This window comes from uncultured Oscillibacter sp. (genome assembly GCF_910584465.1).
Classification (GTDB): Bacteria; Bacillota; Clostridia; order Oscillospirales; family Oscillospiraceae; genus Oscillibacter.
In genome coordinates, this window is sequence record NZ_CAJUBK010000027.1 from 14,486 (window position 1) to 31,095 (window position 16,610).

Sequence of the window (16,610 nt, forward strand, 5' to 3'; positions counted from 1 at the left end):
TCAAGAGGACTGCCTGGAGAACTTCGCTTTCAGCTTCTCGATGCGCTTGCGGCGCCGGTCCCGGATCTCCAGCCGCTCGCCCAGGTCCCGCGCTCCCACGCCGTAGACCAGGTACAAGATCAGGCCCGACACCAGCATGATGAACACCGTGGACGCGCACCGGCGGCCCGAGGCGTTGACGTTGTAGCCGTACAGCCCCTCCTCGGCGCACATGGACTGGATGACCATGGCGTAGGACGTGCCGTAGGAGCTGGCGAAGGTGGCGGACATGTCGTACTCGGTGAACAGGGCGTTGAAGTTCAGGGCGAAGACCGCCAGGACGGAGGGCAGGATGATGGGCAGCTTCACCTTGAAGAAGGTCACGGCGCTGCTGGCCCCCAGGTTCCGGGCGGCGTCTTCCAGCTCCTCGTCGATGGCGTAGAAGGCGGCTTTGATCATCCGCAGGGAGAAGGGCAACTTCACCACCGTGTAGGCGATGACGATCAGCATCCGCACGTTCTCCGCGTAGTAGAGGTTCAGGTCGCCCACGTACCAGATGCTCTCGCTGTTGAAGTAGGTCCGGTAGGAGTAGCAGATCAAGATGGTGGGCAGCAGCCAGGGGAACAGCAGGGCGTACTCCAGCACCACGCCGGACTTCTTGTCCCGGTGCTTGAAGATGTAGCTGCACGCCGCCACCACGATGACGCAGGCCAGGGCCGCGGCGATGGCGGAGAGGATGAAGCTCAGCCGGATGCCGTTCAGGGTGGCCTCGTTGGCGAAGAGGCCGGAGATGGAGCCCTTCCGCGTCTTGTAGGTCCCCCGGTTGGTGAGGTACTCGTAATCCTGGGAGCCGAAGAAGTTCACCAGCGTCCAGTTGGACACGTCCAGCTTCTTCATGCGGATGGCCCCGTAGGTCTGGAAGGAGAAGATGACGATCATCACCACGGGGATCATGTAGATGATGAAGAGCACGTAAGCGTAGATATGGGCCAGGACGTTGGCCACGGGGTTGTCGATCTTCTGCTTCTGGAGCTTGGCCTTGGTCTTGGAGACGGAGAGGTAATGGCCCTTGCGCTCATAGGAGGACAGCACCGTCAGCAGGACGATGGTGAACATCGCCAGGATGACGCTCAGCAGGGCGGCCCGGGCCTGGGGGAAGGCTTCGTCGGCCACCGACGAGCCCGCCAGGCGGACGATCTCCGGGTTGATGGAGTCATAGCCCAGCAGGGTCGGCGCGGACATGGCGCAAAGCCCCGTGATGAAGGTCATGACCGTCAGGGAGAACATGGTGGGCACCAGGGTGGGGAAGACCACCTTCCACAGCACTTTGAAGGGCCGGGCGCCCATGTTCCGCGCGGCCTCCACGGTGTTGTAGTCGATGCCCCGGATGGCGTTTCGGAGGAAGAGGGCGTGGTTGCTGGTGCAGGCGAAGGTCATGGTGAACCACACCGCCCGGAAGCCGGAGAACCAGTTGGGATCTGCGCCCGGGAAGGCGTTCACCAGGGCGGTGGTGAGGATGCCGTCGCTGTCATAGAGGAACAGGTAGCCAGTGACCAGGGCCACGCCGGAATAGATCAGGGTGGTCATGTAGCCCAGGCGCAGGATCTTCGCGCCCTTGATGTCGAAATAGTCCGTCAGCAGGACGATGGACACGCCCACGATGTTGACCGTCACGACGAGGCCGATCGCCAGCTTGAGGGAGTTCCAGACGAAGGAGCGCATGTTCCCCGCGAAGAAGAAGCGGATGACCGCCAGGGGGTCCCGCTCTCCGGCGGCATTGGTGGTGCTGAAGATGCTGGTCAGGGTGTTCAGGCAGGGCAGGAGCATGAAGCCGAAGAACAGGTAGGCGAAGAAGACGCCCCCGAAGACCTTCACCAGCAGCCCGGGGTCCAGGCCCCTGGAACGGGCTTTCGCGTTCATGAGCCCACCTCCCTTACGCCTTGGCGGGGTAGGCCATCACGTCCCGGGGATCCATGATGACCCGGACCGTCTGGCCCGCCTCGTAGATGTTGACGCCGTCGTTCTTCTCGATGACCTTGATGGTCTGGCCCTCCACGGCGATGTAGTATTTGATGTACAGGCCGTAATACTCCCGGCTCTCCACCGTGCCCTCCAGCACGGCGTTCCCCTCCTTGGGCTCCGCGTTGACGTGGATGCGCTCCAGGCGGATGTAGTTGCGGGCGGCGGGGTCCACCTTGCCGCCGGCCTGGATCAGCTTTTGGACCACCTCGCCGGAGAGGGGGTTGATGTCGCCGATGAAGTTGCAGACGAACTCCGTCGCGGAGTGGTTATAGACCTCGTTGGGGGTGCCGATCTGCTCCACCACGCCCTTGTTGAACACGGCGATGCGGTCGGAGAGGGTCAGGGCCTCCTCCTGGTCGTGGGTGACGTAGATGGTGGTGATGCCGAAATCCTTCTGCATCTTTTTCAGCTCGTTCCGGAGCTGGACCCGGAGCTTGGCGTCCAGGTTGCTGAGGGGCTCATCCATGCAGATGATGGCGGGGCCGGTCACCAGGGCGCGGGCGATGGCGACCCGCTGCTGCTGGCCGCCGGAGAGCTGGGAGACGGCTTTGGCCAGCTGCTCGTCGCTGAGATCCACCTTCCTGGCGATGTCCCGGACCTTCCGGTCCACCTCCGCCTTCTTGTCCTTCTTGATCTTCAGGCCGAAGGCGATGTTGTCATAGACCGTCATGGTCGGGAAGAGGGCATAGCTCTGGAAGACGATGCCGATGTTGCGGTTTTCGATGGGCACGTGGGTGATGTCCTTCCCCTTGACCTCCACGGTGCCGGAGACCGGCTCGATGAACCCGGTGATGGTCCGCAGGGTGGTGGTCTTCCCGCAGCCGGAGGGGCCCAGGAAGGTGAAGAACTCCCCCTCCTTCACGTGGATATTGATGTCATGAAGGGCGGTGAAGTCGCCGAATTTGACGACGATGTCGTTGAGCCGGATCATGCATGGATCTCCCCTTTTCTGTTTTCGTTTCGGATAAGCCTATGGCGAGCCGGAATCCGGCCCGCCATAGAGGAAAGGCAGTCGTGGATAGGTGGCCCTCTCGTCCCCGCAGGGGTGGGGGATCCGCAAGGGGGAGCCCCCTTGCAGGAGAGGCGGGAGGGACGGGGCAGCGCGGGCGGGATCTGCGCCTCTCAGGCGGCAGCCTCCTGCGTGAGGGTGGCCCAATCCAGGTTGTCCCAGTCGGGGGTGGGGGCGGCGTTGCTGGCGTCGGCCCAGTAGAAGCCCAGGTTGGTCATGATGTTGGTCCACTCGCTGGAGTGGGCGGAGACGTACTCGGCGTAGGTCATGCCGGCGCCGTCCACCTGGGAGAGGGCGAAGTTCTTCAGCGTGTAGATCTCGGGCACGCCGCCGGGATAGAGGATGTCGGCGGCCTCGGTGTTGCAGGGATAGGAGTCGAACTCCTCGCCCCAGGCGGCCTGCACGTCGGCGGAGCCGAACCACTCGGCGAAGGCCATGACGGCCTCGGTCTCCTCGGCGGAGCGGCCGGCCTTGTCCAGGACGCCGATGTACTCGGCGATGTAATAGGTGCCGTCGGCGATGTCCACCAGGGCCCAGTTCTCGGGCTCCATGGTGCCGGTCAGGGGCTTCTCGGAACCCTCGGCGGCGGCGTCGATCTTGCCGTAGAGGGAGGAGGAGTAGAAGGTGGAGACCTGGACGTCGCCCTTGTTCAGGGGATCGAAGCCGTACTTGTAGTCCTCGCCGCCGCTCTTGCCCTCGGCGCAGTACTTCCACAGGGTCTTCCAGCCGTCCACGGAGATGCCGCCGGCGGGAGAGGAGGGATCGACGAAGGCGTACAGCATGGCGGAGTTGATGTTGGCGTTGGTGGTGCCGCCGACCTTGTTCTGGCGGTACCAGGTGTAGCCGCAGTCCACGATGTCGGCCCAGTGGTCGAACTTGAGGGCCTCGCCGTTGGTGCCCAGCTCATCGTTGCGGTAGAGCATCAGCACGTTCTGGATGACCAGGCCGTAAGCCCGACCGGGATAGACGTACTCGCCCACGTCGCCGGACCAGGAGGGCGTCCAGTCCACCAGCTTCAGGTTCTCATACTGGCCGTTGATGACCTGAGACCAGCGGGTCTCGTTGAGACCGAAGAGGATGTCGCCGTCCTTGTTCTCGTTGGCGGCCTGGATGGCGGCGGTGTCGCCGGAGATGACGGAGTTGTCGTCGATGCTGATGGTGAAGCCCGCGTCCTTGGCCTCGTTGATCAGCCAGGTGGTGCGCTCGGTGGAGTTGGAGTTGGAATAGATGCGGATGGTGTAGCCGGAGTAGTCCTTGTCCTCGCTGCCGCTGTCGGCGGGAGCGGAGGAGCCGCCGGACTGCTGGTCGTCGGCGGGCTGCTGGGTGTCGCCGCCGCTCTTGCCGCCGCAGGCGGCCAGGGACAGCACCATGACCAGGGCCAGCAGGGTCGCAAGAAGTTTCTTCATTTCATCGTCTCCTTATCTAAAAATACGAGTCGCTGCAAGAGGCTTGCTAGTCATAGTATACAAGGACGGCGGCTGGAAAAAAACGGGACAGAACTGCGATTCTTCCGCCAATCCTGTCACAAAAACGACAGCCGCCAAATGACGGCCGTCGTTTTTGTGCGATCTCAACAATTACCGGCAGCGGTCCTGGTACTCCGAGGGGGACATGCCCACCAGCTTTTTGAAGGTGCTGCCGAAGTAGGTCACGTCCCGGTAGCCCACCTCGTTCGCCACCTCGTAGACCTTCCGGCGGCAGTCCTTCAGCAGCTCCAGGCTCCGGTGGATGCGGTACTGGGTCAGGTAGCGGATGACGGTGCAGCCGGTCTCCTTTTTGAACACGTGGCTCAGGTGCCCCTCGCTGACCTGGAGGTGCTGGGCGATGGCGGTGATGCTGATGTCCTCGTCGGCGTAGTGCGCCGCGATGTACTGGAGGGCCTGGAGGACGTATTTGCTCTTGTCCCCCTTGGCCAGGGGGAGGCTGTCGGCGGGGGAGAGATCCGTCAGCTCCCGCTCCTTCTGGCGGACCTTGTCGACCGCGGCGATCAGCTCCTCGTTGCGGAAGGGCTTGAGCAGGTAGTCGTCGGCCCCGAGCCGCAGGGCGCTCTGGGCGTAGGCGAAGTCGCTGTAGGCGGTGAGGAGGATGACGTGGGCCCGGCATCCCCGCTCCCGGAGCTTGGAGAGCATCTCGATGCCGTCCATCCGGGGCATCCGCACGTCGGTGATGATCAGGCTGGGGCTGTACCGCTCCACGGCGGCGAGGCCCTCCTCGCCGTTGGACGCCTCCCCCGCCAGGACGCAGCCCCGGGCGGCCCAGTCGATCCCCAGGACGATGCCCCGGCGGACCACCGCCTCGTCGTCGACGACCAGGATCTTCAGCATGGCGTCCCTCCTCCTTCCTCTTTCCGCATGGGCAGGCGCAGGGTGACCCGGCTGCCCTCGCCGGGGACGGACCGGGCGGAGAGGCCGTAGCGCTCCCCGCAGCGCAGGCGGATGATGCTGTCCACGTTGTTCAGCCCCAGGTGCCCGCCCTCGATCCGCCCGTCCGGGCTGTTGAGCTTGTCCAGGATGTCCGGCGGGATGCCGGGGCCGTTGTCGGAGACGCTCAGGAGCAGGTCCCCGTCCTCGTCCTCCGCCCAGAGCTTGACGTAGCCCTCCTCCAGGCCCGCCACGCCGTGGAGGATGGCGTTCTCCACCAGGGGCTGGAGGGCCAGCTTGGGGATGAGGCAGCCCCGGTAGCGCTCCGCCACGTCGATCTCACAGGTGAAGCGGTCCCCGAACCGGATGGACTGGATGTCCACGTACCGCTCCACCAGCTCCAGCTCCTGGTCCAGGGTGACGGTCTCGTCCCCGGAGATGGCGGAGCGCAGGATCGCGGCCAGATCGGTGGACAGCTCCGCCACCTGGGGGGCGTGGTGGACCACGCCCAGCCACTTCATCGTGTCCAGGGTGTTGTACAGGAAATGCGGGTTCAGCTGGGCCTGCATCATGCGCAGCTTCGTCTCGTTCAGCTCCCGCTGGCGGCGGAGGTTGCGCTCCAGGTTGGAGCGGTACTCCTCCGTCATGCGGTTGAAGCTCCCGGCGAGGCGGCCCAGCTCGTCGGCCCGGCCGGTCTCCAGGTGGATGTCGAGACGGCCCCGCTCCACCTCGCCCATGGCCTCGTCCAGCTGGTGGACGGGCTGGGAGAGGTAGCGGCTGAGCTGCCACGTGCACAGCAGGCTCAGCAGGACGCACAGCGTGCCCACCACGGCGCTGATCAGATAGAGCGTGTGCATGACCGGGCCGGTGAAGGTCCGGGGCTGCTGGAGGATGAGGGTGAAGCCCGTCCCCGCCTGAGCGGCGGCGGTGAAGCGGTATCCGCCGTCCGCCCCGGTGAGGGGCCGGCCCGCCAGGAGCTGGGATCGGAGGGCCCCCACGGTGTCCCCGGCCTGGGCGGGACGGGAGTAGTAGATGGTGCGCCACTGGCCGTCCAGCAGCAGGACCTCGCAGGCGGCCTGATACCGCCCGCCGAAGAGCTGGACGAAGCCCGATTGGTCGATGGAGGCGGTGACGTAGCCCAGGGCCTCCCCGCCGTAGTCCCGGATGGCCTGGGCGGCGGTGAGGCCCCCGGCCTCCCCGGAGCGGAAGACGAGCCCGCCCTCCGCCTCCCGGGCGGCGGGGAGGAGGCCCCAGCCGGTGTCCAGCGGCGCGGCGGGCAGGGTGGTCCCGGTGGTGTAGCGGCAGAGCCCGCCGCTGTCGTAGATGTCGAAGCGGACATAGTCCCGCAGGGGCTCCGTGGTCCGGTAGAGGACCTGGTAGAGGGTCCGGGACCCGCCGCCGCCCCGGTGGAGGGCGCTGTGGACCACGGTGCTGTCCGCCAGCTCCGCCGCCATCTCCCCGCAGGAGCGGCAGACCCGGCCGAAGGCCCCTCCCAGGTCCGCCAGCTGTTCCTCCGCCTGCCGGGCCAGGCCGGACTCGATGCGCTCCACCTGCAGACGGAGCATCAGCGCCCCGCCCAGCAGCAGGGGGACCAGGGCGGAGAGCAGCATGGTGACGAATATCCGGTTGCGGAAAGAGCTTCGGATCCACTTCCTCATGGCGCTCCTCCCTCGCGCAGCGTCCGCCACTGCTCCAGCAGGGCCTCCCGCTGCGCGCTGGCCCAGGCGATGTCGAAATCGAAGGTGTCCAGCGGCTCCTGGGACCGGCCGAGATCGGTCCGGACGGAGCGGCGGAGACAGTGCTCCGCCAGATAGCGCTGGACGTCCTCCCGCAGGGTGAAGTCGATGAAGCGGCGGGCGTTGTCCCCGTGGGGACAGCCGGAGACCACCGCCATGCCGTCGGCCAGGAGGCAGGTCCCCTCCCTGGGGCGGAGCAGGGCCACGTCCCGGCCCCCGTCGATGGCCCGGAGGGCCACGTCCTCCGGGATCGCCCCGATGTAGCTGGAGCCGTCCGCCACGGCGTCGATCACCTGGCTGGAGCTGTCCAGGATCTGGCCGTCCAGGTTCTTCAGGAAGGCGGCCAGCAGCTCCCCGTCGTCCCCCGGCAGGATCTGGAGCAGAGCGGCCAGGGCCGTGTAGCTGGAGCCGGAGGCCGTGGGGGAGGCGAAGGCGATCTTCCCCCGCCAGGCGGGGTCCAGGAGGCTCTCCCAGCTGTCCGGCGGGTTGGAGCGGACCAGCACGGGATTATAGATCAGCACCACCGGCAGGGAGGAGAAGGCCGTCCAGCTCCCGTCCGGGCAGCGGAAAGCGGGCTGGACCTCCTCCGCCAGGGGGCTGACATAGGGCTCGAAGAGCTCCGCGCGGGACTGGAGGCTGTCCGCCCCGCCGCCGAAGAGCAGGTCGCACACGGGGGCCTCCGCCTCGGCGGCGATGCGGTCCAGGAGCTCCCCGGTGCCGCCGGTCTCCATCTGGACCCAGATGCCGGTGCGGTCCTCGAACTCCTTGATGATGGGGGCGTAGACCGCTTCCCTGTGGGAGGTGTAGATGACCAGCCGCTCTTCCTCCGCCGGGGCGAAGGCCGCGCCGCCGTCGGGCCGGGCCGCGGCGCAGCCGCTCAAAAACAGCAGGAGGGGGCCAAGGATGAAAAGCAGCCGCCGCATCCCGGATCCCCCCTTGTCCTGTATCTGTCAGTAGCGTGGTCGTGAAGGGACGGCGGAGGGCCCGCCGTCATCCCCTCGATCCGACTCCCAGTATAGCACAGCTCCGCGGCCAAGTCGAGAGAGATTTCCGGATGGGCCCGATGGGGGAAGGGCCGGAAAAGAGCCGGCCTCCGGGAGGAGGCCGGCTCGGAGTGCCGAAAAAGTAGAGGAGACTTCCTCGACGGAAAGGAAGGGCATGTGCAGGAGGACCCGGGGAGGCCCTCCAACGCTCAGGCGGAGGGCGCGTCCGGGGCGCCGCCCTTGAAATGGCCCCGCAGGGCGAAGAGCGCCGCCATCAGGAAGAAGGCCAGGATGCAGTACGCCACGGCCAGGACCACGACGACGCCCTTGGCGGCGCTCTCGGGGATCCAGGCGGGCAGATAGGGGGCGAGCGCGAAAACGGTCACGAGGACGGTCTGAACGGTCCGCCACCGGAGCATCCGGCGGCTCAGCGATGCCCCGTCGGGCTCCGGGAGGCGCGTGAGCGCCAGCGCGGCCAGGTCGGTGAGGAACTGGAATTGGAAGTACATCTGGGCCACCGCCACCAGCAGGTCCAGGGGCGGGGACAGCCCGTCGATATCCCTCCCCAGCCAGGAGGCCCCCCAGTCCGCCGCGGTCCAGGCCGCCAGCAGGAGGCCCAGGGGACGCAGGAGCCCCAGGTCCCGCCGCTCCTCCTTCAGCGCGGCGATGGCGGAGAGGAACAGCAGCCAGCCCGCGAAGCTGGGCAGGATGCTGACCGTCCCCAAGTTGATATCCAGGTACAAGAACAGGTAGCCCCAGGCGGCGCAGGAGAGGCCGTCATACAGGCGCTTCCGCTCATCCATGGGGGCCGCCTCCTTCCACGGGCAGGAGGGTCAGCTCCGCCTCCTTTACGCCGTTGATATAGAAGTCCAGGGCATAGCAGTCGGGAGGGAGGTAAGGCTCGGCCCCCTCCCCGTAGAAGCCGCTGCCCCCGCCGCTCAGGAAGATCTCATTGCCGTCCCGCTTCCAGTTGAAGCCCGAGGCGGTGGCCCAGTCCTCTCCGCCGGAGCTGGAGCCGGCGGAGCCCTCCGCGCCCGGGTCCCGCAGATCCGGGCGCTCCCCGCCGAAGGACATGGGGGCGCAGGACGCGCCCACGCTGCGGATCCCCGGCTTCCCCGGGTCGCCGTGGTAGACCGCCGTGAGGTGGGTCGAATACTTCGCGGAGGTGAACGACCCGCCGGGCTGAGGCGTGGTGAGGAAGGAGCGGGAGGAAAAGGCGGTCAGTCCGTCATGCTGGACATAGCTGTCGATGCAGCTGGAGGTCTGGAACTGCATCCGGAGGGTGAACTCCCCGGACTGCGCCTCGTAGAGGAAGGAGGGCAGTCCCAGATCTCCGAAGCTCCGGGCGTCGCCCTGGACCGTACGGATGTCCTCCAGGGGCCGGACCACCCAGCGGCCCCCTTCCTTCTCCGCCCGGAGGGCCTGCACGGCCCTCCAGCGGCTTTGGACCGTGCCGTCCCACGCCTCGCCCTCCGGCGCGTCCGTCAGCTCCACGGCCAGCAGGCCCTCGTGGGCGTCCTCCCCCGCCGGGACCAGGTCGCAGATCTGATAGCCGCCGTGGACGTAGGGCTCCTCCGCCAGGCCGCAGTCCCAGCGGGGCTCCCCGCCCCGGCGGAGCTGCGCCGCCAGGTCCGCCTGGTCCTCCAGCGGGGCGCACATGGCCCGGTATTAGGATGTCCTGCGTCAGCACCGCCTTGGCATAGGCGTCCAGGGCCCCGGCATAGGTGGTGCACCACGTGGTCCGGGCGGAGGCCATGGCGGCGGCGGTCCCGACGGCGGAGCCGCCCCGGCCCGGCCGGACGGTCTGGGCATGGCTCCCCAGCAGCAGCGGCGGCGCCATCACCAGCGCCACGCACACGGACACCAGCGCCATCCCGGCGGGGTAGCGCTTGAACCGGGCGATGGCCTCCACGCGGCGGCGGATGTTCTTCCCGCCGTTGGCCATGGAGGAGGTCCCCGGCGCGCGGGCATAGCGCTCGTTGGCCATGCGCAGGAGGATGCGGCCATAGTCCCGCCGGTCCTCGCCCTCCAGCCGCTCCAGGACCCGCTGGTCGCAGAGGGACTCCAGGTCGTTCCCCGCCAGATCGGCGCAATGCCACAGGAGGGGGCTGCACCAGTGGAGGCACCGGAAAAAGCAGATGAGGAGCCCCCAGGCGGCGTCGTGGTATTTGAGGTGCAGCAGCTCGTGGAGCAGGACCTTCTCGTCCGGTGCCTCCCCGGTGGGCAGGGCCAGCACCGGTCGGACCACGCCGCAGATGAACGCGGAGGGCAGGCCCTCCACCTCCACGGCGGGGCACACGGGCAGTCCGTACTTTCCCGCCGCGGCCCGGATGGGCGCGCCGTCCGCCGGGGACCCCCGCCGGAGGGCCCGCCGCAGGCGGACGTAGGAGACGAGATACCGGCCCAGGAAGAAGAGCACGCCGGCCGCGTAGACCAGGTACAGCCAGTCCGCCGCCGTCCTGGGCGCCGCCGGAGGGGGCAGGGGGACGGGGACCGTCACCCGGGCCAAGGCCCCGTACTCCCCGGTGAGGGCGGAGCGGACCGTCTCCACCAGCCAGGGCCAGTTGAACAGGATATACCGCCCGCCCAGCCCCGCCGGGACCAGCAGCGCCAGCCCCAGCACGCCCCAGACGGTGGACTGCCACCGGGGGGACAGCTTGTCGCGGAACATGGCCTTCACCACCAGCAGCAGCGCCGCCGCGCCGGAGGCGGTGAGGGTCTGCAAAAGGAAGCTCCAGAAGTCCCGCACGGCTACACCTCCATCTCGTCCAGGAGGCGGCGCAGGTCGTCCCGCTCCCCGGGGGAGAGGGCCTGCTCCTTCAAAAACGCCGCCACCAGGTCCCTGGCGGAGCCCCGGTAGACCCGCCGCAGGAAGGAGTCCCGCTCCTGGGCCTGGCAGTCCGCCCGGTCCAGGGCCGCCCGGTAGAGGCGGGGGTGGCCGCTCTTGTCGATGGAGACCAGCCCCTTGGCCTCCATCCGGGTGAGGTATGTCAGCACGGTGTTCCGGCTCCAGCCGGTCTCCGGCCGCAGGGTCTCCGTCAAGCCGCCCAGGGTGTCCCCGCCGCTGTCCCACAGCGCCGAGAGCACCGTCCATTCCCGGTCCGATAGGTTCGCCATCACGCTATCCTCCTACAAGTGTAGTTTCCTATATACTACACCTGTAGGAGGACGTTGTCAACCCTCAGGGGCTGCATCCATGCCCGGGGACGCCGGATGGGTGGGGATCCCCCTGCCGGACAAGGGGGTCTGCCCTGCCATCGGCATATGGCAGGGCAGACCGGCGCAGGGCGGTATCATGGGGGGAGGACCGTCCGGACGGCGTCCGGCGCTCGCGGCGGCTACAGGTCCTCCTGCTCGGGCGGGCGGCAGGGGACGTCCCAGCGCCGGCGGACCATCGTCTCCAGGATGGAAGCCTCCACGGCCTGGACGCACGCGTCCAGATCCTTCTTCACGTCCTTCTCCCAAAACCGGAGGACCGTCCAGCCCATGGCCGTCAGGCGCGCCTCGTCCCGGGCGTCCCGGGCGATGTTCTCTTCGATCTTCTCGATCCAGTAACTGCGGTTGGACCGGAGCTTCTCCTTTTTCCGCTCCCAGTCGTAGCCGTGCCAGAACTCCCCGTCGACGAAGATGGCCAGCTGATACTTCATGAGGGCGATGTCCGGTGAACCCGGGAGGGCCCTGTGGTTGAGGCGGTAGCGGTATCCCTTGTGCCACAGGGCTTTCGCCAGCAGGGTCTCCGCGGCCCCGCGCTTGAGGTGGACATGGGACATCCTCCGGGAGACCTCCGGCGTCGTTTCGAACCGGGGGTGCTTCATGGCGCGGACCTCCCCGGGGGGCGGCGGACGACGGTCATCGATCGAAACGCCTCCCCTCCGCCGCTTCTTCGATCTGCTTTCGGATGTACGTGTTGTTCAGCCAGAAGCTCTGCTTCGTCATCCACCGCCCGTCCGGCAGCTGCGCGGCGTCGGCCAGGGTCCCCGACCCAAGGGTCTCCCACGCGCGGCTCGGGTCCAGGATGTAGAAGGAGCGGCTTGCGTGGGGCCGCACGTGGGCCACAGAGCTTTCCGAATATTTGGGCAGATCGTTGTAGACCCCGTTCAGCGTCGGGATGAGCCGGACGCCGTCCCGGATAGTCCGGACCGTCCGCTCCCACACGCGGTGCACCTCTTCCAGGTCGTCCTCCGGGATGTTCCAGAACTGGATCCGATCGAAGATGAAATGCCCGGACGCATCCTGGCGGAAGATGACGAAGAGGAACCGGGCGGGAGCCAGGAAGTTCCGCAGGGTGGACTCCTCCCAGGTCTCCTGGCTGAGCTCGATGAAATCGAACGCCGGGAGCGACATGCTCTGCTTGATAAGGCCGTCGTGCTGGATGCGGACCGTTTTCGGGACGATGCTGGCCTTCTGGAATTCCTCCGTGAGGGAGACGTCTCCCTCGACCCCCAGCATTTTGCCGAGGAGGATCCGATTCAGGTGCTTGGGATGGCCCTTGACGCCGAAGTGATGCTTCAGATCCTTCCGCCTCCATCCGAACCAGGGGCGCAGCTTCTCGAGGATGTAGTCCTCGAAGGACTGCTCCTCCAGCAGGCGCCAGTCCTTGATGACCTGCTCGCAGGGCTTGTCCCCGAAAATGTAGGTATTGAGCACCCGGGTCATGTAAGACGGCTTGAGGGAATAGGCCCGCTGCTTCGCCGGGACCGGCGAGAAGGGCTGGGCGCGGGTGCTGGAGGCGTTCTTCCCCTTCGTGCACGCGGCCAGATAGAGCGTGTCGCCCTCGGAGAGCAGATGGGCCTCTCCCCGGCGGACCTTGTCCATGATCGTCTCCCAGTCCCGCTGGATGATGGCGCGGTCCTCCTCCGGGAAGCGGAAGAGCACGGCCCGGTCGATCGTGAACTCGCCCTTGGGGACGTCCGGGCGGTGCTCATAGGACATGAGGAGCAGCGTGGAGCATTTGTGCCAGAAATCGCTGGTCTCGAAGGTCTTTTTATATTCGGTCATATAGTTGATGAGATCGCAGACCAGCCGCTCCTTGGCCCGGATGCCCTTGTCCGTATGCAGGTAGGGGGTCACTTTCAGCTCCACCCCCGCCTCCGGGAAGTCCGGCTCGGAGTCGGGGTTGGGCCGGTAGCCGAACCAGCCCTCCTCGATGACCGTCCCCACCGCGCCCTTCCCCGTCGCCAGGCGGCCCGAGCGGTCGATGTTTTTCAGAGGGATGCCGACCGCCTCCTGCGCGCGCCGCAGGACGTCCGCCGGCGTCCGATATCTCGTGCCCTTCATATCCTCACCACTTTCTGCGAAATTACCACTTGATCTTTCCCGGGAAGTGTGGTATACTGGCATCCATTATAGCAGGGAGCGGAGGGATCGAAAAGTGGCAAAAGGGAAAAGCATCCCCGTTGTCGAGCTTTTTGCCGGAGTCGGTGGGTTCCGCGTCGGGCTGGAAGACGCGTCTCCCCGTTTCAAGACCGTTTGGGCCAATCAATGGGAGCCCGGACAGGCGGGCCAGTGGGCTTATAAATGCTACATGGAGAGGTTCCGGGAGAAGGCGCGCTGCGTCAACGAGGATATCGCCCAGGTGATCGGCCGGGTCCCGCCCCACGACCTGCTGGTGGGCGGCTTCCCCTGCCAGGACTACTCCGTGGCCCATACCGGGGCGCAGGGCATCGAGGGGCAGAAGGGCGTGCTGTGGTGGTCCATCTACGACGTCGTCAGGCTGCGGCACCCGAAGTATATCCTGCTGGAGAACGTGGACCGGCTGCTCAAGTCCCCGGCCAAGCAGCGGGGGAGGGACTTCGGCATCATCCTGCGCTGTTTGCAGGACGAGGGATATGTGGTGGAGTGGCGCGTCATCAACGCCGCCGATTACGGGAACGCCCAGCGCCGCCGCCGCGTCTTCATCTTCGCCGCCAAGAAGCATACGAAGTTCTACCGCCGGCTCCGCCGGCTCGACCTGGAGGAGGGCGGCAGCGCCTGGCTGGAGGCGGACGGGTTTTTTGCCCCGGCTTTCCCGGTGGAGCGGGAGGAGGGACGCCGCTCCAGCAGCGCGGACATCACGGAGTTTCAGGATCTGGTGGATGTGACGGACCATTTCGCGGCGGCGTTCCACAACGCGGGGATCATGGCCGGCGGGAAGATCTGGTCCGAGCAGGTGTCCCCGAAGTGCGTGCCGCCGAGGCCCCTGGCCTCCCTGGTGGAGCGGGGGCAGGTGGACGAGCGCTATTTCATCCCCGCGGACGAGATGAAGAAGTGGGAGACCATGAAAGGGGCGAAGAAGATCCCCCGCGTGTCCAAGGCCACCGGCTATGAGTACACGTTTTCCGAGGGGCCCATCGCCTTCCCGGATCCGCTGGACAAGCCCGCCCGGACGATGCTCACCAGCGAGGGCGGAGCGAACCGGAGCACCCACATCATCCTGGACCCGCTCACCGGGCGGAAGCGGAAGCTGACCCCCCTGGAGTGCGAGCGCATCAACGGCTTCCGGGATGGGTGGACCGACACCGGGATGCCGGAGCGCCAGCGGTATTTCATCATGGGCAATGCGCTGGTGGTGCCGCTCATCGAGAAGATGGGGGAGCGGCTGCTGGAGATCCGATGATTTAAACAGGGGACGCGCATAGCGCGTCCCCTGTTTTTGCCCCCGCGGGGCCTATGGACCGCCGGATGGGACTGCCTCCGGCGGGGGATACTGAGGACCTGTATCCACGACCGCCAAACGCCGTCTGAGCGGTCTTTTCCCCGCCATACCGTGTCGCCTTCCCTTGCCATACGCCAGTATGGCTGCGGAAGAACTCCTTGTCTGGCGGGAGAGATCCCCGCACATCCGGCATCCCCCGGTCATGGATACGGGTCCTGACCCTGCGCCCGGAAAGGGCCGGACGCATTTCAAGGACCGCGATATCCGATCGAAGAGGAGGTGACGGCTATGGAAGGACGCCGCCAGTCGGACAAGCCGATGGAGAAGGCGAAGGAGATGTCCCGATTCACTGCCGCGAAGACCGACCCCATGGGGAGTTGGACCGGACGGCCCCTGGACCCCTATGAGGTCCCGGTGCAGGACGCGGACGATCTGTAAGGGCTCCATCAGGCACAGGACGGCGGCAGGGCGACTGCCGCCGCCCCAAATTATTGCACTATGCACAAAAATATAAATATTTTATTGTGCAATTCTGATAAATACCAGCGTTGACATCTCGTGCCGCAGTTGCTAGAATGTGGAGGATCCCAAGGAGGATCGAGAGCGATCGTTCGACACCGCATACCCGATAAGGAGGAACACACGATGACAAGAGACATTGACATAAAGAGCGAAGAGCAGGTCGTCCGCATCAACCGCCTGGCCTGCGCGGCCCCCTACGAGGTCTGGCTGAGCACCGACACGGTGATGCTGGACGCCCGGTCCCTGCTGGGGCTGTTCGGCCTGGTGGGCCAGCGGGCCAAGGTGGTCACGGAAGACGGCCTGGCCCCCAGGACGCTGGACCGCCTGGTGAAGAAGATGGCCTGAAGAGGAGGAGGGAGCTCGTGAGAGCTCCCTCCAGCCTGTCGAAACGCCTGTTCGACAGGCTGAGCAAATCTCCAGGACTTTCAAAAAGTCCTGGAGATTTCCTGATTTGGATCGTGCAGGAGACCCTTCCTGGGTCTCCCGCACACACCCGTCCTTCCCGTTGACGGGGCCTTCCCATTTTTCGGCACTGAGGGAGCTCGTGAGAGCTCCCTCACTTGTTTACTGAAGTTTTTTGATAAAACTTCCAAGAATTTTCTATCGCATTTTCACGGCGGTTCGTCTAGAATGATAGCCGTGGTCTGAGGGCATCCTCGGGGCACGAAATTTTGATCGGAGGAATTATGATGAAAAAGACTCTTGCTTTGCTTCTTTCCGCCATTATGATGCTGGCCATGCTGACCGCCTGCGGCGGCAAGGACAGCGGTTCCGCTCCCGCCGACACCGGCTCCGACTCTCAGCAGAACGAGCCCGCTCCCGCCGATACCATCCCCGACGCTCCTGAGGGCGGCGGCACCATCGGCGTTTGCATCTATCAGTTCACCGACGCCTTCATGACCACCTACCGGAACGCGCTCCAGGAGATCCTGGAGGGCAAGGGCTATCAGGTCACCACCGTGGACGGCGCCAACGACCAGGCCAAGCAGAACGAACAGATCAACACCTTCATCACCCAGGGTGTGGACGCGCTGATCATCAACCCCGTCATGACCTCCGCCGCCGACCAGATCATCGCCACGGTCAAGGCCGCCGGCATCCCCACCGTCCTGATCAACCGCGAGCCCACCGCCGAGCAGATGGCCGTCTATGACAAGCTGGTCTACGTCGGCGCGCTGGCCGCTCAGTCCGGCACCATGCAGGGCGAGCTGATCCTCGACACCGCCAACCAGGGCGATATCAACGGCGACGGCAAGATCTCCTACATCATGGTCCAGGGCGACCCCGAGAACATCGACGCCCAGCTGCGTACCGAGTACTCCGTCAAGGCCCTGACCGACGCCGGCAAGGAAGTCGAGCAGCTGA

The 16,610-nt window shown here is 66.1% G+C and carries 16 protein-coding genes; 4 read left to right on the forward strand and 12 right to left on the reverse strand.

The features are described 5' to 3' along the window. The 12 genes from QZ332_RS07940 to QZ332_RS07995 form a co-directional block, all read right to left on the reverse strand. The gene (locus QZ332_RS07940; RefSeq protein ID WP_295764295.1) at nucleotides 1–1,899 is read right to left on the reverse strand and encodes an iron ABC transporter permease; all 1,899 of its coding nucleotides are present in this window, start codon (nucleotides 1,897–1,899) and stop codon (nucleotides 1–3) included. Nucleotides 1,900–1,912: 13 nt separating this feature from the next. Beyond that, nucleotides 1,913–2,932 carry an ABC transporter ATP-binding protein gene (locus tag QZ332_RS07945; RefSeq protein WP_295764296.1) on the reverse strand — a complete coding sequence of 340 codons (1,020 nt, stop codon included), beginning with the start codon at nucleotides 2,930–2,932 and terminating at the stop codon, nucleotides 1,913–1,915. Nucleotides 2,933–3,123: 191 nt separating this feature from the next. Further along, nucleotides 3,124–4,416: an extracellular solute-binding protein gene (locus QZ332_RS07950; RefSeq protein WP_295764297.1), complete on the reverse strand. Its 1,293-nt coding sequence runs from the start codon at nucleotides 4,414–4,416 to the stop codon at nucleotides 3,124–3,126. A 171-nt stretch (nucleotides 4,417–4,587) separates the two neighbouring features. Next, the gene (locus tag QZ332_RS07955) at nucleotides 4,588–5,334 is read right to left on the reverse strand and encodes a response regulator (RefSeq protein WP_295764298.1); all 747 of its coding nucleotides are present in this window, start codon (nucleotides 5,332–5,334) and stop codon (nucleotides 4,588–4,590) included. Further along, nucleotides 5,328–7,028: a sensor histidine kinase gene (locus QZ332_RS07960; protein ID WP_295764299.1), complete on the reverse strand. Its 1,701-nt coding sequence runs from the start codon at nucleotides 7,026–7,028 to the stop codon at nucleotides 5,328–5,330. The genes QZ332_RS07955 and QZ332_RS07960 overlap by 7 nt, the downstream gene beginning before the upstream one ends. Next, complete coding sequence (locus QZ332_RS07965; protein WP_295764300.1) at nucleotides 7,025–8,029, reverse strand: extracellular solute-binding protein; 1,005 nt, start codon at nucleotides 8,027–8,029, stop codon at nucleotides 7,025–7,027. Before QZ332_RS07965 ends, QZ332_RS07960 begins: the two co-directional genes overlap by 4 nt. A gap of 269 nt (nucleotides 8,030–8,298) precedes the next feature. Then, nucleotides 8,299–8,892, reverse strand: a complete 594-nt coding sequence (locus QZ332_RS07970) for a hypothetical protein (protein WP_295764301.1) — start codon at nucleotides 8,890–8,892, stop codon at nucleotides 8,299–8,301. Further along, nucleotides 8,885–9,364, reverse strand: a complete 480-nt coding sequence (locus QZ332_RS07975; RefSeq protein WP_295764302.1) for a hypothetical protein — start codon at nucleotides 9,362–9,364, stop codon at nucleotides 8,885–8,887. Before QZ332_RS07975 ends, QZ332_RS07970 begins: the two co-directional genes overlap by 8 nt. Then, a complete protein-coding gene (locus QZ332_RS07980; protein WP_295764303.1) occupies nucleotides 9,318–10,838 on the reverse strand; it encodes a M56 family metallopeptidase in 1,521 nt (506 codons plus the stop codon). The genes QZ332_RS07975 and QZ332_RS07980 overlap by 47 nt, the downstream gene beginning before the upstream one ends. A gap of 2 nt (nucleotides 10,839–10,840) precedes the next feature. Beyond that, on the reverse strand, nucleotides 10,841–11,206 hold the full coding sequence (locus QZ332_RS07985) for a BlaI/MecI/CopY family transcriptional regulator (RefSeq protein WP_295764304.1): 366 nt from the start codon (nucleotides 11,204–11,206) through the stop codon (nucleotides 10,841–10,843). 221 nt (nucleotides 11,207–11,427) lie between these two features. Next, nucleotides 11,428–11,904, reverse strand: a complete 477-nt coding sequence (locus QZ332_RS07990; protein WP_295764305.1) for a very short patch repair endonuclease — start codon at nucleotides 11,902–11,904, stop codon at nucleotides 11,428–11,430. Between the two features lie 34 nt (nucleotides 11,905–11,938). Then, nucleotides 11,939–13,366 (reverse strand): Sau3AI family type II restriction endonuclease, encoded by a 1,428-nt coding sequence (locus QZ332_RS07995; RefSeq protein ID WP_295764306.1) that lies wholly within the window; start codon nucleotides 13,364–13,366, stop codon nucleotides 11,939–11,941. A 94-nt stretch (nucleotides 13,367–13,460) separates the two neighbouring features. On the opposite strand from QZ332_RS07995, the gene dcm reads away from it, so the two are divergent. From dcm to QZ332_RS08015, 4 genes are all read left to right on the forward strand, one after another. After that, a complete protein-coding gene (dcm, locus tag QZ332_RS08000; protein WP_295764307.1) occupies nucleotides 13,461–14,684 on the forward strand; it encodes a DNA (cytosine-5-)-methyltransferase in 1,224 nt (407 codons plus the stop codon). 327 nt (nucleotides 14,685–15,011) lie between these two features. Beyond that, on the forward strand, nucleotides 15,012–15,161 hold the full coding sequence (locus QZ332_RS08005) for a hypothetical protein (RefSeq protein ID WP_295764308.1): 150 nt from the start codon (nucleotides 15,012–15,014) through the stop codon (nucleotides 15,159–15,161). A 207-nt stretch (nucleotides 15,162–15,368) separates the two neighbouring features. Then, on the forward strand, nucleotides 15,369–15,590 hold the full coding sequence (locus QZ332_RS08010) for a hypothetical protein (protein WP_295764309.1): 222 nt from the start codon (nucleotides 15,369–15,371) through the stop codon (nucleotides 15,588–15,590). A 344-nt stretch (nucleotides 15,591–15,934) separates the two neighbouring features. After that, the coding region (locus QZ332_RS08015) for a substrate-binding domain-containing protein (protein ID WP_295764310.1) at nucleotides 15,935–16,610 on the forward strand (676 nt) is incomplete at its 3' end.